We start from the raw sequence: 21,573 nt of genomic DNA, 5'->3' as shown, positions 1-21,573 counted from the left end.
TTTAACTGTGGCAGGGATTCAGGGGTGCGCCGGCGCGCCTAGCGCTCGCCGGCGAAGGGAAAGTTGGTAACAGCAACGCGCCGCCAGTCGCGTGCGATGACATGCATCGGCGCGCGCGTGCTCAGTTCGGCGAACGCCGATGGCGACAGCAGTGCCACGGCGGGCGGGCCATGCTGCCAGGCTTCGACGAAGGCATCGCGGGTCGGCAGCCACTTCTGCGGCTCCTGCTCGGTGCCGAAGGCAAGCTCGTCGGCCTGCGCCACCATGGTGAGCGGATGGCGCAGGTAGAAGGGCAGGGTATGGTCAAGCAGGCCGACCGCGTAGAGCGGCATGCCGGGACGCAGCACGCGCTCGATCGGCGCGATCATGTCGATGCCGGAGGCCGAACGGCCGATGGTTTCATGGCCGAGCAGCGCCACGGAGAATGCCAGCAGCATGCCGAAGGCATAGCCCGTGACGCTGGCCATGCGGCTCTGCCGCCGCAGCAGCCACAACGCGACGGCGGCACTGGCAATCACCAGCGCGAAAGCCAGCGCCGCCCAGATCGCATAGGCGCGGTACAGCACATTCGGCGTGTTGTTGGAATTCAGCGTGGCCACGATCGGGCTTGCCAGCAGGCCGATGGCGCCGATGACCAGCATGACGCGCAGTTGCCGGGTCCAGGCGCGCTCGCCGGTCTGGGTCAGGGCCACGCCTGCGAGGATGGCCAGTGCCGGGAACACGGGCACGATGTAGCCCGGCAGCTTCGACCCCGACAGGCTGAAGAACACGAAGATCGACACCGCCCACAAGGCGGCCATCAGCGCTGGCTGGAACGGCTTGATACCGCCGGTGCCGCCGGTGTCGCTCACGCCGGCGCGCTGCCTGACGGCGCGGAACATGCCGGGCACCAGCCCCAGCCAGGGCAGGAATCCGCCCACCAGCAACGGCACGAAGTACCACAGCGCACCCTTGCGCGCATGCACGGTCGAGGTGTAGCGCTGCCAGTGCTCATGGATAAAGAAGAAGCGCAGGAATTCCGGGTTGCGCTGGTCCACCAGCCAGAACCAGGGCACCGTCACCAGCAGCATCAGCGCAATCCCGGCCGGCGCGTGCAGGCGCCGCCACAGTGCGAGGTCTCGCGTCACGCAGGTGTATATCACCAGCACCAGCCCCGGCAGCGCCAGGCCTACCAGTCCCTTGGTCAGCACCGCCACGCCCATTGCCGCCCAGCACGCCAGCATCCAGTTGCGGCGCGCCGCCGGCGTGGCGTCCGGATGCTGGGCCAGCAGCATGAACGCAAGCACGCAGGCCATGACGCCCGACAGGGTCATGTCCAGCGTATTGAAATGCGCGGCAACGTTCCACATGGGCGCAGCCGCGAGCACCAGTCCGGCCAGCAGCCCGGCACGCGCACCGAACCAGCGCGCGGTTGCCAGCATCGACACACCCAGCCCGATCATGCCGGACAGCGCCACGCACAGCCGCGCCTGCCAGTCGCCGATGCCGAACAAAGAGAATGACACCGCGGTGGCCCACATATGGAACGGCGGCTTCTCGAAGTACTTCAAGCCGTTGTAACGGATCGTGACCCAGTCGCCGGTGCTCAGCATCTCGCGCGCGATCTCGGCATAGCGGCCTTCGTCGGGGCCCAGCAGGTGGCGCACATCCAGCGTGCCGAACCACAGCAGCACGAAGGCCAGCACCACCAGCGCAACCACGGGAATACCCGCGAAGCGGGCGGCATGCCACGGCGCGGCGGGGCGGGCGGTGTCGTGCCCAGGCTCGTCGGCGAGGCGATCGGAACGATGCTGCATGCGGGATGGGCTCGGCGTGAAAGGGGTGAACGAGGTGTGGAGGGGGCGTGGGTGACAAGGCTTGTCCACGCCAAAGTTCAGCGCCGCGTTGAACGGCCAGGCGCTGGCAAGGAGAGCGGGAGGATAATTGCCGAACCTTAACGGAATATTAAGGCGGCTCGCGCACAATGCCGTGATACGTTCGAGATACTTGCGCCTGGCGTGGCGCACACGCAACACACGCCGCAACTGATCAAAGAATGAGACTCCTTATTGTTGAAGACGACCCGATGCTGGGAGATGGTCTGCGGCGCGGTCTGCAGCTGCTCGACTATGCGGTCGACTGGTTCAGCGCTGGCGCCGAAGCCGACCATGCGCTCGACGTGGTTCACTACGATGCCGTGGTGCTCGACCTGGGCCTGCCGGGGGAAGACGGCATGTCGCTGCTGTCGCGCTGGCGCGCGCGCGGCTGCCGCATCCCGGTGATCGTGCTGACCGCGCGCGATGCGATCGACAGCCGCATCGGCGGCCTGGACGCCGGTGCGGACGACTACCTCGTCAAGCCGATCGCCCTCGATGAGCTGGCCGCCCGGCTGCGTGCCGTCACCCGCCGCGCCGCCGGCCTGTCGTCGCCAGTGTGGAAGCACGGCGCGCTGGAGTTCCACCCGGCCGCACGCCAGGCGTACTGGCAGGGCAAGTCGGTGGAGCTGACCAGCCGCGAAGCCATGCTGCTGGAGCTGTTGCTGGCGCATCCCAACCGGCTGCTGACGCGTGACTTCCTGCGCGACAAGCTCTATGACTGGCAGGGCGGGGTCGAAAGCAATGCGCTGGAGGTCCACATCCACCATCTGCGCCGCAAGATCCACCCCAAGATCGTGCGCACCTTCCGCGGCGCCGGCTACACGCTTGGCGCGGCCGAGGACTGCGCATGACGCTGCAGCGCCGGCTCATCCTTGCGGTGCTCATTGCCGCGCCGGTGGTGTGGCTGCTGACTATCGGCATGACCTATGTGCGCGCCCGCCACGAAATCAACGAACTCTATGACACCGACATGGTGCGCATGGCGCTGCAGCTGCACTCGGTGCTGCCGCTGGTCGACGTCGCCGCGGCACCGTCGCGCGCCATGCAGCCCCACCTGGTCGAGGGCGACCAGGGCGACGCGGGGCTGGGCGACCTCGCCATTGCTGTGTGGCTGCCGGACGGCAAGCCCTTGCATATCGATCCGGACGGCGACCTGCTGCCACGCGCCCCGGGCATCAAGGGCTTTACCGACGTCGCCATCAACAAGGCGCGGTGGCGCCTGTACTACCTCGACGATCCCGGCAGCGGCTGGCGCGTGTGCGTCGGCCAGCAACTGGGCGAGCGCAATGAGCTGATCCTGTCCTATATCGCCGCGCAGGTGCTGCCTTGGGCAGCGGGCCTGCCGGTGCTGATCGGCCTGCTGATCTGGTTCATGCGGCGCGCCATGACGCCGGTGCGGGCCCTGTCGACGGACATCGAGGGCCGCGCCCCCGAGGACCGCCGCCCGCTCAGCCTGCAAGCCGTGCCGGGCGAACTGGTGCCGCTGGTCCATGCGATGAACTGCTTGCTGGCGCGGGTATCGGATTCGATCGAGCACGAACGGCGCCTGACCGCCGATGCCGCACATGAGATGCGCACGCCGCTGGCCGCGCTCAAGGCGCAGTGGGAGATCGCCGAGCGCTCCACCGATGAGGCCGAGCGCGCGCAGGCACGCGCCAACGTGGCCACCGGCATCGACCGCATCAGCCGGCTGGTGTCGCAGCTGCTGACGCTGAGCCGCCTGGAAGATGCCGCCAGCCTGCCGTCGCGCCAGCCGGTCAGCTGGTTGCCGGTGGCGCAGCAGGCGCTGTCGGACTGCCTGGCGCTGGCGCAACAGAAACAGGTCGACGTGGAACTGGAATGGCCGCCGCAGGGACAGGCGCCATTGCCGGTGGCGGGCGACACCAACCTGTTGTCGCTGTTGCTGCGCAACCTGCTCGACAACGCCATCCGCTACAGCCCGCCGGGCGCGCTGGTGACGGTCGACTTCCGGCCCGACAGCGTCACGGTGCGCGACCAGGGCCCGGGCGTGGCGCCTGACGTGCTGGCGCGCCTGGGCGACCGCTTCTTCCGCGGCGGCGCCGGGCAGCGCGAGCAGGGCCACGGCCTCGGCATTTCCATCGCGCAGCGCGTGGCGCGGCTGCATGGGCTGGAGATCGCGTTTGCCAACCGCTCGGATGGAGCAGGCAGGGGGCTGGCCGTGCGGATTGCGTATAGCGGCTGAAATGAAAAACGCCCCACACGGTTTCCCGTGCGGGGCGCGTGTTGCCATCCTCGTGCGGCTCAGCGCTTGAGCTTGGCGAAGGCCGCGGCCATGGCGCCGGCCGGCTCTGCCTCGCGGCGCCCGCCGCCAGAGTTCTTGCCGCCGCCGTTGCGTTGGCCACCGCGGTCGCCACGGTCGCCGCCGGCGCGCGCCGCGGCCTGGCCGGGCTCGTCGTCCAGGCGCATCGACAGGCCGATGCGGTTGCGCTTGACGTCGACCTCCATCACCTTGACCTTGACGATCTGGCCGGCCTTGACCACTTCGTGCGCGTCCTTGACGAACTTGCTGGACAGCGCCGAGATATGGACCAGGCCGTCCTGGTGCACGCCGATATCGACAAACGCGCCGAAGGCCGCCACGTTGGTGACCACGCCTTCCAGCACCATGCCGGGAAGCAGGTCCTTCACGTCTTCCACGCCTTCCTGGAAGGTCGCGGTCTTGAACTCGGGGCGCGGGTCGCGGCCCGGCTTTTCCAGTTCGGTCAGGATGTCGCGCACGGTCGGCAGGCCGAACGACGCATCGGTGAATTTTTCGGGCGACAGGCCGCGCAGCGCGTCGCGGTTGCCCATCACATCGCGCAGCCCCTTCTTGACGTGCTCCAGGATGCGTTGCACCACCGGATACGCTTCCGGGTGCACCGAGGAGCGGTCCAGCGGATTGTCGCCATCGTTGATGCGCAGGAAGCCGGCCGCCTGCTCGAAAGTCTTGTCGCCCAGGCGCGGCACTTTCTTCAGCGCATCGCGGTTGGTGAAGGCGCCGTTGGCGTCGCGGAAATCGACGATATTGCGCGCCAGCACCGAGTTCAGGCCCGACACGCGCGCCAGCAGCGGCGCCGAGGCGGTGTTGACGTCCACGCCCACGGCGTTCACGCAGTCCTCGACCACGGCGTCGAGCGCGCGCGCCAGCTCGCGCTGGTTGACGTCATGCTGGTACTGGCCCACGCCGATCGACTTGGGATCGATCTTGACCAGCTCGGCCAGCGGATCCTGCAGCCGGCGGGCAATTGACACCGCGCCGCGCAGCGATACATCCAGGTCCGGGAATTCCTTGGCAGCCAGTTCCGACGCGGAGTAGACCGAAGCCCCGGCTTCGCTGACCACGATCTTGGTCAGCTTCAGTTCGGGCATCTGCTTCATCAGGTCCTGCACCAGTTTGTCGGTCTCGCGGCTGGCGGTGCCGTTGCCGATCGACACCAGCGCCACGTTGTGCTGTTTTGCCAGGCGCGCCAGCGTGGCGAGCGAGCCGTTCCAGTCGCGGCGCGGCTCGTGCGGGTAGATGGTGGCAGTTTCCAGCAGCTTGCCGGTGTGGTCAACGACCGCGATCTTGCAGCCGGTGCGGATGCCCGGGTCGACGCCCATCACCGACTTGGGGCCGGCCGGCGCGGCCAGCAGCAGCTCATGCAGGTTGCGGCCGAACACTTTGATCGCCTCGCCCTCGGCGGTTTCGCGCAGCTGCGTCAGCAGTTCGGTTTCCAGGTGCGGCTGCACCTTGACACGCCAGCACCAGCGGCACACGTCGCCCAGCCACTTGTCGGCCGGGCGGCCGAGGTTCTGGATGCCGACGTGGCGCGCGATCATGCCTTCGCACGGATGCGGCACCATCGCGTCCTGCTCTTCGCCCAGGCCCAGCTTGACCATCAGCACGCCCGCATTGCGGCCGCGGAACAGCGCCAGCGCGCGATGCGACGGCACCGTGCGGATGGTCTCGCTGTAGCTGTAGTAGTCGCGGAACTTCTCTTCCTCGGCAGTTTCCTTGCCTTCCATCACGGTGGAGGCCACCACGCCGTTGTTCCACAGGTGCTCGCGCAGCTTGCCCAGCAGTTCGGCGGTCTCGCCGAACTGTTCCGACAGGATGTCGCGCGCGCCGTCCAGCGCGGCCTTGACGTCGGGCACGCCGCCGTCGGCGGTGGGATTGCCGTTGACGTACCTGGCGGCCTCGGCCTGCGGGTCCAGCGTGGGATCAGCCAGCAGTGCCTGCGCCAGCGGCTCCAGGCCGCATTCGCGTGCAATCTGGGCGCGCGTGCGGCGCTTGGGCTTGTAGGGCAGGTAGAGGTCTTCCAGCGTCTGCTTGGTCTCGGCGGCCTCGATGGCGGCCTGCAGCTCGGGCGTGAGCTTGCCTTGCTCCTGGATCGACGCGAGGATGGTCGCGCGGCGGTCTTCCATGTCGCGCAGGTACAGCAGGCGCTCTTCCAGGTTGCGCAGCTGCGTGTCATCCAGGTTGTCAGTCACTTCCTTGCGGTAGCGGGCGATGAAGGGGACGGTGGCACCTTCGTCAAGCAGCGCCACGGCCGCGGCCACCTGGCGGGGCTGCACGGACAGTTCAGCCGCGATGAGCGAGACAATCTTTTGCGAGACGGATGCGGGCAGGTTGGACATCGGAGAGCGCAGCGTGAAACGCAGTCAGTCGAAAGCGGGGCATTTTGCCACAAGCGCGGGCGTGGTTTGCCGGGGCGGGCGGTGGACGCGCGGCAGGCGGCTTCCCGGGCACGTTTGGAAGGGGGGCGGGGCAGGCCGGTGCGCGGCCCGGATGCTAGAATCCGGTCATGATCGTCAAGTCCCGTCCGGCCGCCGTCCAGGCCACCCTGCTGGCCATGCCAACCTTCGCCAACGTGCCCGAATCTTCCCTGTTCCGCTTCGGCCCCCTGGCTGCACTGGCCGTGGCGGCTTGCGCCGTGCTGGTGCCGCTGCGCGAGGCCCAGGCGCAGGCTTCGGCGCCTGCCGCGCCGCCCGCCGCCAGCGTTGCCCCGGGTGCCCAGCGCGACTTTGCCGCCGAGCGCCAGGCGATTAGCGATTCGCGCGCCTGGACCAACTACCGCTTTGCCGCGGCTGAGCGTGAGTGCTACGGCAAGTTCTTTGTCAACCACTGTATCGACAAGGCCAAGGAAGCCCAGCGCGAGGAACTGCTGGTGCTGCGCAAGCGCGAGCTCGAAGTGGGCGAGGCCGAACGCGCCCACCGCGCGGCCGAACGCGACCGCGAACAGGCGCTGCGCCGCGCCGAGTTCGAGGCCAGCCAGCCCCAGCGCGCCGCCAGTGAGCAGACCAGCCGCGAGGCCTTCGAGAAGAAGCAGCAGGAACAGCAGCTGCGCGATGCGCAGCGCCAGGGCGAGGCGCCGCAGCGTGCCGCCAACACGCAGGCTTATGAGAAGAAGCAGTCTGACTACGATGCCCGCATGCAGGAGGCGCAGCAGAAGGGCGCGGAGCAGGCCCGCCAGCGCCAGGAGAACGTGAAGGCATACGAGGCCAAGCAGCGCGACCTCGAACAGCGCCAGAAGGAACTGGAAGAGCGCCGCGCCAAGGCGAAGGAGCAACAGGGCCAGGCGTCAGCGCCGCGCCCGTTCGGCTTCTGAGGCCCGGCACCGTGACTGCGCAGCGGAGGCATAGATGGACAGCAACCTGAACACCCTGGAGCGGCGCATCATGGAGTTGCAGATCGAGCACCGCGACCTCGACTTCCTGATCGACCGGCTCGCCAGCGACGCCGTGCATGACGAGCTGCAACTGCGCCGGCTGAAAAAGCGCCGCCTCAAGCTGAAGGACGCGATCACGCTGCTGCAGCTGCAGCTCGAACCCGACGTGCCGGCCTGAGCGCATCCGCGCCAGGCTGCCGAATGCTGCCGGCTTCGGCCGGCGGCCCATAAAATATTCCCCCTGCCTTGTCCGATCTTCCAGATTCCCCTGAGCTGTCCGATGACCTTGGCGCAAGCGACGCCGAAGCGCCCGCGCATGCCGCCCCCGCCGACGCCGGCGCCAGCCGCGGCGCCGAGCTTGCCACCATCTTTGCCGATACCGGCACGCTGGCCCAGGCCATTCCCGGCTACCGGCCGCGTGCCTCGCAGCACAAGATGGCCGAGGCCGTCGCCGACGCGATCGCACAGAACGATTCCGTGATCGTCGAGGCGGGCACCGGCACCGGCAAGACCTACGCCTACCTGGTCCCGGCCATGCTGTGGGGCGGCAAGGTGATCCTGTCCACCGGCACCAAGAACCTGCAGGACCAGCTGTACCTGCGCGACATTCCTACCGTGCGCCACGCGCTCAACGTGCCGGTCTCGGTGGCGCTGCTCAAGGGCCGCGCCAACTACGTCTGCCACTATCACCTGGAGCGCGCGCAGGCGGGCGGGCGCCTGGCCTCGCGCCAGGATGCGGCGTGGCTGCGCGATATCGGCCGCTTTCTCAAGGAAACCTCCACCGGCGACAAGGCCGAGCTGGCCTCCGTGCCCGAGAACGCGCCGGTGTGGCAGATGGTGACTTCCACGCGCGACAACTGCCTCGGATCGGAGTGCCCCTACTACAAGGACTGCTTCGTGATGCGCGCGCGCAAGGAAGCGCAGCAGGCCGACGTGGTGGTGGTCAACCACCACCTGTTCTTTGCCGACGTGGTGCTGCGCGACACCGGCATGGCGGAACTGCTGCCCACGGCCAATACCGTGATCTTCGACGAGGCGCACCAGCTCCCCGAGACCGCCACGCTGTTCTTCGGCGAGACCCTCTCGACCAGCCAGCTGCTGGAAATCGCCCGCGATACCGTGGCCGAGGGCCTGTCGCATGCGCGCGATGCGGTGGACTGGGTGGCGCTCGCCGCACCGCTGGAACGCGCCGCGCGCGACCTGCGGCTGGCCTTCAGCAAGGACAACGCGCGGCTGGCGCTGGGCCAGATCGAGGCCGACCGCCGTGTCGCCGAGCCTTTCAACGAGACGCTCGATGCACTGGACGAGGCGTTGTCCGGTTTCGTCGAGATGCTCGAAAGCCAGGCCGAGCGCGCCGAATCGCTGCAGCAATGCCATCGCCGCGCGCTGGAGCTGGCCAACAAGCTGGCGGCCTGGCGCACCGATGCCGCGCCGGCCCCGCGGCCGCCGGAAGGCGAGGGCGAAGCAACGCCCGCGGTGTCCGCCGGCCCTGAAACCGTGCGCTGGGTCGAGGTGTTCTCGCAGACCGTGCAGCTGCACCGCACGCCGCTGTCGATCGCGCCGATCTTCACGCGCCAGCGCGACGGCCAGCCGCGCGCTTGGGTCTTCACCTCCGCCACGCTGTCGGTAAAGGGCAATTTCACCCACTATGCCGCGCAGCTGGGGCTGGACAAGGACCGCTCGCTGACGCTGCCCAGCCCGTTCGACTACGCGAAGCAGGGCCTGCTCTACGTGCCGCGCGACATGCCGGCGCCGCAGTCGCCGCAGTTCACCGACGCCGTGGTGCAGGCGGCGCTGCCGCTGATCGAGGCGGCAGGCGGGCGCACCTTCCTGCTGTGCACCACGCTGCGTGCCGTGCAGCGTGCTTCCGACCTGCTGTACGACGCCTTTGCCGAGCGCGGCCTGAACCTGCCGCTGCTGGTGCAGGGCCAGGCCAGCCGCACCGAGTTGCTGGACCGCTTCCGCGAGCTGGGCAATGCAGTGCTGGTCGGCAGCCAGAGCTTCTGGGAAGGCGTGGACGTGCGCGGCGAGGCACTGTCGCTGGTGATCATCGACAAGCTGCCGTTCGCACCGCCGGACGACCCGGTGCTGGCCGCGCGCATGGAAGTGCTGCAGAAGAAGGGCCTGAGCCCCTTTGCCGTGCACCAGCTGCCGCATGCGGTGATCACGCTCAAGCAGGGCGCGGGGCGGCTGATCCGCTCGGAGTCGGATCGCGGCGTGCTGGCGATCTTCGACACGCGCCTGGTCGAGAAGCCCTATGGCCGCCAGATCTGGCAGAGCCTGCCCCCGTTCACGCGCACGCGCGAGGCGGCAACGGTGGTGCGGTTCCTGGAGTCGCTGCGCGGTCCCGGCAAGGAGGCTGCGGCCGGGCAGGTCGAAGCCAGCGCCGAAGACCCGGCCGAGGACTGATCGCCGCAGGCTGTCGCGGCGCCGGGCAAAGAAAAACGGGACGTATCGGATGATACGTCCCGTTTTTTATAGCCGCTGGCCAGCCTGTGTCAGAACACTTCCCACCAGGACTTGTCCTTGCGGCGTGCGCCGTACTTGATGAAGTCGCTCTCGGGGAAGTTCTTCTCCATCACGCGCGCGGTGTCATCGCGCAGGTCCTTCATGCCCATCGCGTCATACGAGCGGATCATGATGTACAGGGCCTCTTCGTTGGCCGGTGCGCCGTCGTAGTCCTTCAGCGACTGCTGGGCACGGTTGAGCGCCGCCAGGTAGGCGCCGCGCCGGTAGTAGTAGCGCGCGGCATGCACTTCGTGCTGGGCCAGTGCGTTGACGATGTACTGCATGCGCAGCGTGGCGTCTGGCGTGTACTTGCTTTCCGGGTAACGCGTGATCAGCGTATGGAAGGCGTCGTACGCGGCGCGCGCGGCCTTCGGATCGCGCTCGCTCAGGTCCTGGCCCGAGAAGCGGCCCAGCCAGCCGAGGTTGTCGTTGAAGTTGATCAGCCCCTTCAGGTAGTAGGCGTAATCGATATTGGGATGATTCGGGTGCAGCTGGATGAAGCGGTCCACCGCCGCCAGTGCCGCCGCGGTTTCGCCATCCTTGTAGTTGGCGTAGGCGGTATCGATCTGCGCCTGCTGCGCATAGCGGCCGAACGGATAGCGGCCTTCGAGCTTTTCATACAGCTTGACGGCGCGCGTGAAGTCGCCGCCATCCAGCGCATCCTTGGCTTCCGAATATAATTTGTTGGCCGACCAGCCGGCGGTCTCGTCGGGCTGGTCCGCAAGCAGGCCGCATGCAGACAGCATGACGCAGCCGCCTGCGAGCAGAACCGCTCCTATTGTCGTGCGCCAGCGCGCGCGTTTCATGCTCTGCAATTGCATGGGCAATCGTATCCCGGATGAAGAAAAATAGCGTCAAGCATTATAGCCCAAGCCCCCAGCCCAACTCCGAAGCAGGAGATGGCGTGGGAGGACTCCCACCAGAACGGGTGCGCGCAGCCGCGTCCGTGGCCGATTTTGAGGCCAATCCTGAGGAATTTGAAGACCTTGTTGAGACACCGTCCGGCAGCGCAAGGGAGGCCGTGAGCCTGTCGTTGGAGGTGGATAGCGCCTCCCACGGCGAGCGGCTCGATAAATTGCTGGCGCGTCACTTCAGCGAGTTCTCGCGCAGCCGCCTGCAGCAGTGGATCGAAAGCGGCGCGGTGCGCGTCGACGGCCAGGTGCGCCGTCCGCGCGATGCGGTCCAGATGGGCAACCGGATCGAGATCCAGCCGCAGGCCGCGCCGGAATCGTCCGCCTTCTCGCCCGAGGACGTGCCACTGGACGTGGTCTATGAAGACGACACCCTGCTGGTGATCAACAAGCCCGCCGGGCTGGTGGTGCATCCGGCTGCCGGCAACTGGAGCGGCACCGTGCTCAACGGCCTGCTGCACCGCGACCCCGCCGCCGCCGCGCTGCCGCGCGCGGGCATCGTGCACCGGCTCGACAAGGAAACCTCGGGGCTGATGGTGGTGGCGCGCTCGCTGACCGCGCAGACCGACCTGGTGCGCCAGCTGCAGGCGCGCACGGTCAAGCGCACGTATATCGCGCTGGTCTGGGGCCGCACCTACGACGAAGGCACCATCGACGCCCCCATCGGCCGCGACCCGCGCGAGCGCACGCGCATGGCGATCGTGCATACCGCCAGCGGCAAGCCGTCGCGCACGCATTTCCGCACGCTGGCCACGGTGCCGCTGGGGCGGGGCTTCGTGTCGATGGTGATGTGCAAGCTCGAGACCGGGCGCACGCACCAGATCCGCGTGCATTTCGAATCCATCGGCCATCCGCTGGTGGGCGACCCGGTTTATTTCCGCGCCACGCAGCGCGGCCAGCGCCCGGCGATCCGCGTGACGCTGCCGGTGCCGTACGAGCGCCAGGCGCTGCATGCCTACAAGCTCGGCCTGGTGCATCCGGCCACCGGACGGCACATGTCGTGGACCGCGCAGCCGCCCGAGGACCTGCAGGCGCTGATCGATGCGCTGGACTTCGAAGGCGCGCAGGCCGACGACGAAGAAGAGGCCTGGGACGAGGTGTGGGAAGGCGGCGAAGCCCACTGGGAATACGCTGGCGATGACGAAGACGCAGCCGACGACGGTAATGACGATGAGCGCGACGCCTGATCCGGCCTGGCTGGTGCCCGACTGGCCCGCGCCGGCGCGGGTGCGCGCGTTATCCACGACACGCCAGGGCGGCGTCAGCAAGGGCCCGTATGGCCTTGCCGACGGCGCGCCGGGCGGCCTGAACCTGGGCACCCACGTTGGCGACGATCCCGCCGACGTGGCGCGCAACCGCGAACGGCTCGCTGCGTGCCTGCCGTCGATGCCGCAATGGCTGGAGCAGGTGCACGGCTGCGCGGTGGCGACCGTCGATCATGTGGCGGCGCCCGCCGATCCCGTGCCGCAGGCCGACGCGAGCCTGGCGGTGGCGCCGGGCCATGTCTGTGCCGTGATGACGGCGGATTGCCTGCCGGTGCTGCTGTGCGATGCGCAGGGGACGGTGGTGGGCGCCGCGCATGCGGGCTGGCGCGGCCTGTGCAACGGCGTGATCGAAGCCACGCTGGCACGGATGCAGGCGGCTGCCTGCGGTGGTGCGGCGCGCTGGCTGGCGTGGCTGGGTCCGGCGATCGGCCCCGATGCCTTCGAGGTGGGTGCCGAAGTGCGCGAGGCCTTCCTCGCGCAGGCATATCCCGGCGAACAGGCCGCGGTTGCCGCGGCCTTCCGCGCCGGTGCGCCAGGCAAGTATTTCGCCGATATCTATGCGCTGGCACGCACGCGGCTCGCCCGCGCGGGCTGCGTGGAAATCCATGGCGGCGACGCCTGCACTGTGGCCGACGCCGGGCGCTTCTACTCCTACCGGCGCGACGGCGTGACCGGCCGCATGGCCAGCCTGGTCTGGCTGGCGGACTGAGCCGGCCGCCGCCTCATTCGTCCTTGCCCTTGGCCGCCCCTTTGGCTGCTTCCCCGGCCTCCTGGGCGCGCTCGGCTTCGGCCTTGCGCCGCCGCCGGCCGGGCGTGCCCATGATGTAGAGCACCAGCGCCACGGGCGCGAGCCCATACATCAGAAAGGTGGCAACCCCCGCCACCACGTTGTGCTCGGTGATCGCCATCATCAGCGCCACGTAGAGCCAGCCAATGGCCACGATGTACATCAAACTTTCATCCTTCTCGCCTATGCTCTGTGGCCTCGGCAGATGCGAGCGCTGCATACCGTCCGGTAGGTCGGGGAGCGCGCAGCGCCGGGGCTGATTCCCGCATTGACAGCGCGTGCGTTGCAAGGCAACAATGGGCTCAAATGTCTCGGGATCGCTGACGATTCCCAGGTTTTACCGGCAAGCATACCGCATGGCACTGCCATGCCCGGGTGTCGCGCTTGCCGGATAAAAGGGAGCCGCTATCGGGATGGGCGCAAGCCATGGCCGCAGCAGGTGCGGCCGAGGCTTCTGGCCAGTTCCAGGGCAGATGTGCCGGCAGACCCTCCCGTTTTCAGGGAGGCGCAGCCGGGTCCATTCGGATAGCATCTCCCCATGCAGAAAGTGCCGGCCAGGGCAATGCCCGGAGCCGGTTCGAATAGTGACGGCAGAGAGACAATCAGATCATGGCGACCGGCAAAGGTGCGGCAGCTTCCACGCAGAAAGGCAAGTCCCAACCATTCAAGTTCACGCCGGGGCCATTCGATCCAGCCACGTGGCTGGAATGGTCCCGCCAGTGGCAGGGCACTCAGGGCAACGGCCACGCGGCCGCGGCAGGCATTCCAGGCCTGGACGGGCTGGCGGGCCTGAAGATCGAGCCGGCGCAGCTGGCCGGTATCCAGCAGCGCTACATGAAGGACTTTACGGCGCTGTGGCAGGCCATGGCCGAGGGCAAGCCCGAGGCTACCGGTCCGCTGCACGACCGGCGCTTTGCCGGCGACGCGTGGCGCAACAACCTGCCGTTCCGTTTTGCCGCGGCCTTCTACCTGCTTAACGCGCGCGCCATGACCGAACTGGCCGACGCCGTCGAGGCCGACGCCAAGACGCGCCAGCGCATCCGCTTTGCGATCTCGCAATGGGTCGATGCGATGTCGCCCGCCAACTTCCTCGCCACCAACCCTGAAGCGCAGCGCCTGCTGATCGAGTCGGGCGGCGAATCGCTGCGTGCGGGCGTGCGCAACATGATGGAAGACCTGACGCGCGGCAAGATCTCGCAGACCGACGAGACCGCGTTCGAAGTCGGCCGCAATGTCGCGGTGAGCGAAGGCGCGGTGGTCTACGAAAACGAGTACTTCCAGCTGCTGCAGTACAAGGCGCTGACCGAGAAGGTCCACGCGCGGCCGCTGCTGCTGGTGCCGCCGTGCATCAACAAGTACTACATCCTCGACCTGCAGCCGGAAAGCTCGCTGGTGCGACATGCGGTGGAGCAGGGCCATACCGTGTTCCTGGTGTCGTGGCGCAATCCGGACGCCAGCATGGCCGGGAGCACCTGGGACGACTACATCGAGAACGCCGCCATCCGCGCCATTGAAGTCGCGCGCGACATCAGCGGCCAGGACAAGATCAATGTGCTGGGCTTCTGCGTGGGCGGCACCATCATCTCGACCGCGCTGGCGGTGCTGGCCGCGCGCGGCGAGCACCCGGCGGCCAGCCTCACGCTGCTGACCACGCTGCTGGACTTTGCCGACACCGGCATTCTCGACGTCTTTGTCGACGAGGGCCACGTGCAGTTGCGCGAGGCGACGCTCGGCGGCGGCGCTGGCGCGCCGTGCGCGCTGCTGCGCGGCCTCGAGCTGGCGAACACCTTCTCGTTCCTGCGCCCGAACGACCTGGTGTGGAACTACGTGGTCGACAACTACCTGAAAGGCAACGCGCCGGTCCCGTTCGACCTGCTGTTCTGGAACGGCGACGCCACCAACCTGCCGGGGCCGTGGTACTGCTGGTACCTGCGCCACACCTACCTGCAGGACGATCTCAAGGTGCCCGGCAAGCTGACCGTATGCAACGAGCCGGTGGACCTGGGCAGCATCGACGTGCCGACCTATCTCTACGGTTCGCGCGAAGACCATATCGTGCCGTGGACCGCGGCCTATGCCTCGACCGCGCTGCTGAAGAACAAGCTGCGCTTCGTGCTGGGTGCATCGGGCCACATTGCCGGCGTGATCAACCCGCCGGTGAAGAAAAAGCGCAGCCATTGGACCAACGATGCGCTGCCGGCGTCGCCGCAGCAATGGCTGGCCGGCGCCACCGAGCATCATGGCAGCTGGTGGCCGGACTGGTCGGCATGGTTGGCCGGCCATGCCGGCGCCAAGCGTGCCGCGCCTGCCGGGTACGGCAATGCGCGCTACCCTGCGATCGAACCCGCGCCTGGGCAATACGTCAAGGCCAAGGCATGATGCCTGCATGACGGCCGGCGTGCGTCATGCACGGCGCCGGCAGACTTGCAGGTTCCCCCGATTTCATTGAGAGGACTACACCATGACTGACGTTGTCATCGTATCCGCGGCCCGCACCGCGGTAGGCAAATTTGGCGGCTCACTGGCCAAGATCCCGGCGCCTGAACTGGGTGCCATCGTCATCAAGGCCGCGCTGGAGCGCGCCGGCATCAAGCCGGACCAGGTCAGCGAAGTAATCATGGGCCAGGTGCTGACCGCCGGCTCGGGCCAGAACCCGGCGCGCCAGGCGTCGATCAAGGCCGGCCTGCCGGCGATGGTGCCGGCCATGACCATCAACAAGGTGTGCGGCTCGGGCCTGAAGGCCGTGATGCTGGCCGCCAACGCGATCATGGCGGGCGACGCCGAGATCGTGGTGGCCGGCGGCCAGGAGAACATGAGCGCCGCCCCGCACGTGCTGCCGGGCTCGCGCGACGGCTTCCGCATGGGCGATGCCAAGCTGGTCGACACCATGATCGTCGATGGCCTGTGGGACGTGTACAACCAGTACCACATGGGCATCACCGCCGAGAACGTGGCCAAGGAATACGGCATCACGCGCGAAGCGCAGGATGAATTCGCGGTCGGCTCGCAGAACAAGGCCGAGGCCGCGCAGAAGGCCGGCAAGTTCGACGAAGAGATCGTGCCGGTGCTGATTCCGCAGCGCAAGGGCGATCCGGTGGCCTTCAAGACCGACGAGTTCGTGCGCCAGGGCGCCACGCTGGACAGCATGTCCGGCCTCAAGCCCGCCTTCGACAAGGCCGGCTCGGTGACCGCCGCCAACGCCTCGGGCCTGAACGACGGCGCCGCCGCGGTGGTGGTGATGTCGGCCGCCAAGGCCAAGGAACTGGGCCTGACCCCGCTGGCCACGATCAAGAGCTACGCCAACGCCGGCGTGGATCCGAAGGTGATGGGCATGGGCCCGGTGCCGGCTTCCAGGCGTGCCCTGTCGCGCGCCAACTGGACCCCGCAGGACCTGGACCTGATGGAAATCAACGAGGCCTTCGCCGCGCAGGCGCTGGCGGTGCACCAGCAAATGGGCTGGGATACCTCCAAGGTCAACGTGAACGGCGGCGCCATCGCCATCGGCCACCCGATCGGTGCGTCGGGCTGCCGTATCCTGGTGACGCTGCTGCACGAGATGAAGCGCCGCGATGCCAAGAAGGGCCTGGCCTCTCTGTGCATCGGCGGCGGCATGGGCGTGGCGCTGGCAGTCGAGCGCGATTAAGGGTGTGCCGGCCCGCGCAGGTTCGCGCGGGCCCGGCGGCAAATAACGAAAAGCCAATCAAGGAGTGGACATGACTCAGCGCATTGCGTATGTGACCGGCGGCATGGGTGGTATCGGAACCGCCATTTGCCAGCGGCTGGCCAAGGATGGCTTTCGCGTGGTGGCCGGCTGCGGCCCCAACTCGCCGCGCCGCGAAAAGTGGCTGGAGCAGCAGAAGGCCCTGGGCTTCGATTTCGTAGCCTCGGAAGGCAACGTGGCTGACTGGGACTCGACCAGGACGGCATTCGACAAGGTCAAGGCCGAGGTCGGCGAAGTCGATGTACTGATCAACAACGCCGGCATCACCCGCGACGTGGTGTTCCGCAAGATGACCCGCGCCGACTGGGATGCGGTGATCGACACCAACCTGACCTCGCTGTTCAATGTCACCAAGCAGGTGATCGACGGCATGGCCGACCGCGGCTGGGGCCGGATCGTCAACATCTCGTCGGTGAACGGGCAGAAGGGCCAGTTCGGCCAGACCAACTACTCCACCGCCAAGGCCGGCCTGCACGGCTTCACCATGGCGCTGGCGCAGGAAGTGGCAACCAAGGGCGTGACGGTGAATACCGTTTCGCCGGGGTATATCGCCACCGACATGGTCAAGTCGATCCGCCAGGACGTGCTCGACAAGATCGTCGGGACCATCCCGGTCAAGCGCCTGGGCCTGCCGGAAGAGATCGCCTCGATCTGCGCCTGGCTGTCGTCGGAGGAGTCCGGTTTCTCGACCGGCGCCGACTTCTCGCTCAACGGCGGCCTGCATATGGGCTGATCTGCCGGACTGGTTCAGCCAGTCGGCAGTCCGCGCCGGCGCCCGCGTATTGCGGTGCAGCCAGCGCGGCGCACAAGGCGGAGGAGGCTTCGTTCCGCCACCTGTTTCGCGGGCCGTCAGGGCCCGCGAATCGTTTCTGCCTGCGCGGCATTCCCCCCTTTTTGCGCCAGTTCACCGGGTTTTCCTTAAGCCCGGTCGCTTTTCTTAGTGCCTTGTTGGGCATAGAATCAGGGCAGCGGCGCAGCCAGCACCATAGTCGTGCAGCGCGGCCCTCGCGGGGGCGAGGTTGCAGGCCGCCACGCGCAGCCATGCGCGAACAGGCCACAAGCTGGCCGGCACGACAACAAGCAGATGGCGCGGGCGGTACCGATTTGCGCACTGCACCCCGTGCGGTGCAGCAGCGCGCAAACAGCGACGACACAAGGACAGAGCACCGATGGCCACGACCAAAAAAGGCGCAGAGCGACTGATCAAAAAGTATCCCAATCGCAGGCTCTACGATACCCAAACCAGCACCTACATCACCCTGGCCGACGTCAAGCAACTGGTCATGGATACAGAGGATTTCAAGGTCGTCGACGCCAAGTCTGGTGACGAACTGACCCGCAGCATCCTGCTGCAGATCATCCTGGAAGAAGAGACCGGCGGCGTGCCGATGTTCTCCAGCGCCATGCTGTCGCAGATCATCCGCTTCTACGGCCATGCCATGCAGGGCATGATGGGCACCTACCTGGAAAAGAACATCCAGGCCTTCATCGACATCCAGAGCAAGCTGGCCGAAAACTCCAAGGGCCTGTACTCCGGCGAAGCCTTCAGCCCCGACATGTGGTCGCAGTTCATGAACATGCAGGGCCCGATGATGCAGGGCATGATGAGCAACTACATCGAGCAGAGCAAGAACCTGTTCGTGCAGATGCAGGAACAGATGCAGAGCCAGGCCAAGAACATGTTCGGGACGTTCCCGTTCAACCAGCCGGAAAAGAAGTAACACACCAGCGGCGGCGGGCCCTGCGCCTGCCGCGCTTCCCGCACGCTGGCAGTCAGTCAGCGCTCGCATGCAGGCGGATGCCCAGCGCCCGCATCACCTTCCAGATCGTCCCGAACTCCGGATTGCCTTCGCCTGACAGCGAACGGTAGAGGCTTTCGCGCGACAGGCCGGTTTCACGTGCCAGCCGCGTCATGCCGCGAGCGCGTGCCACCACGCCGAGCGCATAGGCGATGAACCGATCGTCGTCGCCGGCTTCGGCGAGGCAGGCATCCAGGTAGGCGGCGATCTCTTGCCCGGTCCTCAGATGTTCAGCGGAGTCCCAGGGGCGGGTTGGTTCTTTCATGGCTCACTCCGAAAGCAATATTCGATGTCCGGGTCGCCCAGATGTCGGGCATACCATACTGTAGCCTACCGGCTACAGTACCTGAATCACCGATCCCTGAAAACCCCGAAAACCCCGAAAACCCAAAGCAGGTAGAATGCGCGCTTTGCGCCCGTCAGGGCTGCAGACAATCACGCATACTCTCTACAGCGGCGGCTCAGTGTGGACTCGCCTTCTGCGCGAACTCCCATGACCTCCGTTATCCAATGTGCTCGTCTGGCGCCGGCCGTGAAGGCCCGGCCCTCCGCTTCGGCAAATGGCCTTGCCATGAGCCGGCTGTTCCTGGCCCCCATGGAAGGGCTTGCCGACTATGTCCTGCGCGACGTGCTGACCGACACCGGCGGCTACGACGGCTGTGTGTCCGAGTTCGTCCGGGTGACGGGTTCGTTGCTTCCGGCGCGCGTCTACGAGCGGGATACGCCCGAGATCCTCGCCGGCGGTTATACCCGAAGCGGGACGCCGATGGTGATCCAGCTGCTCGGCAGCGACCCGGAATGGCTGGCGCGCAATGCGGCCTATGCCGCGACCTTGTCGCCACATGGCATCGACCTGAACTTCGGCTGTCCCGCCAAGGTCGTCAACCGGCATGGTGGCGGCGCGATGCTGCTGACGAACCCCGAACTGCTGAACCGGATCGTTGCGTCGGTGCGCGCCGCGGTGCCGGCTCATATCCCGGTGACGGCGAAAATGCGGCTGGGCGTCTCCGATACCTCGCTGGCCATCGACTGCGCCACGGCGCTCGCCGAAGGCGGCGCGGCCTCGCTCGTCGTGCATGCCCGGACGCGCGACCACGGCTACCGGCCGCCCGCCCACTGGGACTGGATCGCGCGCATTGCGGCGGCCGTGGACGTGCCCGTGATTGCCAACGGAGACGTCTGGTCGGTGGCCGACTGGGAGCGCTGCCGGGACGTCAGCGGTTGCGCCGACGTGATGATCGGGCGGGGCGCCGTGTCCGACCCTTTCCTCGCTTTGCGCATTCGCGGGCTGATGGACAGCTCGCCATCGGACGAGGAATGGCGGCTGGTGCTGCGCCAGATCGCCACTTACCTGAAGAAGCTGCATGCCCGGATCGCCTCCTGCCACGAGCACGGGCGCGTGAAACTGTGGCTCAGCTATCTCAAGCGGACGTGGCCGCAGGCCGCCGAACTGCACGACGCCATCCGGCGCATGCAGGACTCGCTGGAGATAGAGCGTGTCCTGGAAAGCCTGCCGGGGGCCGCTACCGCGCCGCAATGACGCGGCGTTACCGAGCCTGCGCCACATGTGTGGAGTCAGGCGCCGGGAAATCATGGCAAACGGTTAAAATGGCCGATTGGCTTTTACCGCCTGGCGGCTTTGTTCCTGCATTGTTCATACATAGGCCGCCGCGCCTGCCCCACATTCGGATTGCACTGTGAAAAACCCTTCAGAATCAACGACCCAGAAAGACCATAGTCCGCGTGTGGGATTTGTTTCCCTTGGCTGCCCGAAAGCGCTGGTCGACTCCGAGCAAATCATCACGCAACTGCGCGCCGAGGGCTACGCCATCAGCGGCACCTATGACGGCGCCGACCTGGTCGTGGTCAATACCTGCGGTTTTATCGACGAGGCCGTGCAGGAGAGCCTGGACGCCATCGGCGAGGCACTGACCGAGAACGGCAAGGTCATCGTCACGGGCTGCCTGGGCGCGAAGAAGGATGCTGCAGGCCGCGACATCGTGTCGTCGGTGCACCCCAAGGTGCTGGCCGTGACCGGCCCGCATGCGCTCGGCGAGGTGATGCAGGCGGTGCACACGCACCTGCCCAAGCCGCATGATCCGTTCACTGACCTGGTGCCGGCCGCCGGCATCAAGCTCACGCCCAAGCACTACGCCTACCTGAAGATTTCCGAGGGCTGCAACCACCGCTGCTCGTTCTGCATCATCCCGTCGATGCGCGGCGACCTGGTCTCGCGCGCGGTGGCCGAGGTCATGCTGGAGGCCGAGAACCTGTTCAAGGCCGGCGTCAAGGAACTGCTGGTGATCTCGCAGGACACCAGCGCCTACGGCGTCGACGTCAAGTACCGCACCGGTTTCTGGAACGGCCGCCCGCTCAAGACCCGCATGACCGAACTGGTGGCGGCGCTGGGCGAACTGGCGGCGCAGTACGGCGCCTGGGTGCGCCTGCACTACGTCTACCCGTATCCGCACGTGGACGAGATCATCCCGCTGATGTCGCAGGGCCACGTGCTGCCATATCTGGACGTGCCGCTGCAGCATGCCCACCCGGACGTGCTCAAGCGCATGAAGCGCCCGGCCAATGCCGAGAAGACCATGGACCGCATCCGCGCCTGGCGCGAGATCTGCCCGGAACTGACCATCCGCAGCACCTTTATCGCCGGCTTCCCCGGCGAGACCGAGGCGGAGTTCCAGACCCTGCTCGACTTTATCGCCGAGGCTGAACTGGACCGCGTCGGCTGCTTCGCCTACTCGCCGGTGGAGGGCGCCACCGCCAACGAACTGCCAGGCGCGCTGCCCGATGAGGTGCGCGAGGAACGCCGCGCCCGCTTCATGGAAGTGGCCGAGGAAGTGTCGGCGCGCCGCCTGCAGCGCAAAGTCGGCCAGACCCTGCGCGTGCTGGTGGACGAGGTCAACCAGGAAGGCGGCATCGGCCGTTCGTCCGCCGATGCACCGGAAATCGACGGCCTGGTCTATATCGCGCCGCCGGAACGCAATTCCCTGCGCTACCGCGCCGGCGAGTTCGTCGACGTGAAGATCACCGGCGCCGACGGCCACGACCTGTGGGGCGAGGTCTGAA

18 protein-coding genes are annotated in these 21,573 nt (G+C 67.2%); 13 read left to right on the top strand and 5 right to left on the bottom strand.

Translation table 11 applies throughout. From position 1 onward, the window contains the following. Window positions 1-38: 38 nt before the first annotated feature. Complete coding sequence (locus DN412_RS06720) at window positions 39-1,796, bottom strand: ArnT family glycosyltransferase (protein WP_115013797.1); 1,758 nt, start codon at window positions 1,794-1,796, stop codon at window positions 39-41. Between the two features lie 239 nt (window positions 1,797-2,035). Here DN412_RS06720 and DN412_RS06715 point away from each other — a divergent pair, with 239 nt between their 5' ends. Together DN412_RS06715 and DN412_RS06710 are read left to right on the top strand one after the other, a co-directional pair. Continuing rightward, window positions 2,036-2,707: a response regulator gene (locus tag DN412_RS06715; RefSeq protein ID WP_115013796.1), complete on the top strand. Its 672-nt coding sequence runs from the start codon at window positions 2,036-2,038 to the stop codon at window positions 2,705-2,707. Beyond that, a complete protein-coding gene (locus DN412_RS06710; RefSeq protein WP_115013795.1) occupies window positions 2,704-4,059 on the top strand; it encodes an ATP-binding protein in 1,356 nt (451 codons plus the stop codon). The genes DN412_RS06715 and DN412_RS06710 overlap by 4 nt, the downstream gene beginning before the upstream one ends. Window positions 4,060-4,118: 59 nt before the next feature. On the opposite strand, the gene DN412_RS06705 is transcribed toward DN412_RS06710, so the two are convergent. Continuing rightward, complete coding sequence (locus DN412_RS06705; protein ID WP_115013794.1) at window positions 4,119-6,473, bottom strand: Tex family protein; 2,355 nt, start codon at window positions 6,471-6,473, stop codon at window positions 4,119-4,121. Window positions 6,474-6,640: 167 nt separating this feature from the next. Between DN412_RS06705 and DN412_RS06700 the strand changes: the two genes are divergently transcribed. The 3 genes from DN412_RS06700 to yoaA all read left to right on the top strand — a co-directional run bounded on the left by DN412_RS06700 (window position 6,641) and on the right by yoaA (window position 9,913). Next, window positions 6,641-7,444 carry a hypothetical protein gene (locus DN412_RS06700; RefSeq protein ID WP_115013793.1) on the top strand — a complete coding sequence of 268 codons (804 nt, stop codon included), beginning with the start codon at window positions 6,641-6,643 and terminating at the stop codon, window positions 7,442-7,444. A 34-nt stretch (window positions 7,445-7,478) separates the two neighbouring features. Continuing rightward, complete coding sequence (locus tag DN412_RS06695; protein ID WP_013956445.1) at window positions 7,479-7,682, top strand: DUF465 domain-containing protein; 204 nt, start codon at window positions 7,479-7,481, stop codon at window positions 7,680-7,682. Between the two features lie 68 nt (window positions 7,683-7,750). Continuing rightward, a complete protein-coding gene (yoaA, locus tag DN412_RS06690) occupies window positions 7,751-9,913 on the top strand; it encodes a DNA repair helicase YoaA (protein WP_078196018.1) in 2,163 nt (720 codons plus the stop codon). A gap of 89 nt (window positions 9,914-10,002) precedes the next feature. Here the strand turns inward: yoaA and DN412_RS06685 are convergent, their stop codons facing one another. Then, a complete protein-coding gene (locus DN412_RS06685) occupies window positions 10,003-10,833 on the bottom strand; it encodes an outer membrane protein assembly factor BamD (protein WP_115013792.1) in 831 nt (276 codons plus the stop codon). Window positions 10,834-10,850: 17 nt separating this feature from the next. Here DN412_RS06685 and DN412_RS06680 point away from each other — a divergent pair, with 17 nt between their 5' ends. Both DN412_RS06680 and pgeF read left to right on the top strand, forming a co-directional pair. After that, window positions 10,851-12,110, top strand: a complete 1,260-nt coding sequence (locus tag DN412_RS06680; protein WP_115013791.1) for an RluA family pseudouridine synthase — start codon at window positions 10,851-10,853, stop codon at window positions 12,108-12,110. Continuing rightward, complete coding sequence (gene pgeF, locus DN412_RS06675) at window positions 12,094-12,897, top strand: peptidoglycan editing factor PgeF (RefSeq protein WP_115013790.1); 804 nt, start codon at window positions 12,094-12,096, stop codon at window positions 12,895-12,897. The genes DN412_RS06680 and pgeF overlap by 17 nt, the downstream gene beginning before the upstream one ends. Before the next feature lie 13 nt (window positions 12,898-12,910). On the opposite strand, the gene DN412_RS06670 is transcribed toward pgeF, so the two are convergent. Further along, window positions 12,911-13,138 (bottom strand): hypothetical protein, encoded by a 228-nt coding sequence (locus DN412_RS06670; RefSeq protein ID WP_115013789.1) that lies wholly within the window; start codon window positions 13,136-13,138, stop codon window positions 12,911-12,913. Between the two features lie 446 nt (window positions 13,139-13,584). Here DN412_RS06670 and phaC point away from each other — a divergent pair, with 446 nt between their 5' ends. From phaC to phaR, 4 genes are all read left to right on the top strand, one after another. Beyond that, window positions 13,585-15,354, top strand: a complete 1,770-nt coding sequence (phaC, locus tag DN412_RS06665; protein WP_115013788.1) for a class I poly(R)-hydroxyalkanoic acid synthase — start codon at window positions 13,585-13,587, stop codon at window positions 15,352-15,354. Between the two features lie 82 nt (window positions 15,355-15,436). Continuing rightward, entirely contained in the window at window positions 15,437-16,618 is a 1,182-nt protein-coding gene (locus DN412_RS06660) for an acetyl-CoA C-acetyltransferase (protein ID WP_115013787.1), read from the top strand. A 70-nt stretch (window positions 16,619-16,688) separates the two neighbouring features. After that, window positions 16,689-17,429, top strand: a complete 741-nt coding sequence (locus DN412_RS06655) for a 3-ketoacyl-ACP reductase (RefSeq protein ID WP_078196025.1) — start codon at window positions 16,689-16,691, stop codon at window positions 17,427-17,429. 436 nt (window positions 17,430-17,865) lie between these two features. Then, the gene (phaR, locus tag DN412_RS06650; protein WP_115013786.1) at window positions 17,866-18,417 is read left to right on the top strand and encodes a polyhydroxyalkanoate synthesis repressor PhaR; all 552 of its coding nucleotides are present in this window, start codon (window positions 17,866-17,868) and stop codon (window positions 18,415-18,417) included. A gap of 52 nt (window positions 18,418-18,469) precedes the next feature. Here the strand turns inward: phaR and DN412_RS06645 are convergent, their stop codons facing one another. Next, window positions 18,470-18,760, bottom strand: a complete 291-nt coding sequence (locus DN412_RS06645) for an addiction module antidote protein (RefSeq protein WP_115013785.1) — start codon at window positions 18,758-18,760, stop codon at window positions 18,470-18,472. A 306-nt stretch (window positions 18,761-19,066) separates the two neighbouring features. Between DN412_RS06645 and DN412_RS06640 the strand changes: the two genes are divergently transcribed. Both DN412_RS06640 and rimO read left to right on the top strand, forming a co-directional pair. Then, a complete protein-coding gene (locus tag DN412_RS06640) occupies window positions 19,067-20,035 on the top strand; it encodes a tRNA dihydrouridine synthase (RefSeq protein ID WP_115013784.1) in 969 nt (322 codons plus the stop codon). Window positions 20,036-20,192: 157 nt separating this feature from the next. Further along, a complete protein-coding gene (gene rimO / locus DN412_RS06635) occupies window positions 20,193-21,572 on the top strand; it encodes a 30S ribosomal protein S12 methylthiotransferase RimO (protein WP_115013783.1) in 1,380 nt (459 codons plus the stop codon). Window position 21,573 lies beyond the last annotated feature (1 nt).

Origin of the sequence: Cupriavidus lacunae, assembly GCF_003353055.1 — a bacterium.
Lineage (GTDB): Bacteria > Pseudomonadota > Gammaproteobacteria > Burkholderiales > Burkholderiaceae > Cupriavidus > Cupriavidus lacunae.
This window is presented reverse-complemented; position numbering and strand designations above follow the sequence as displayed.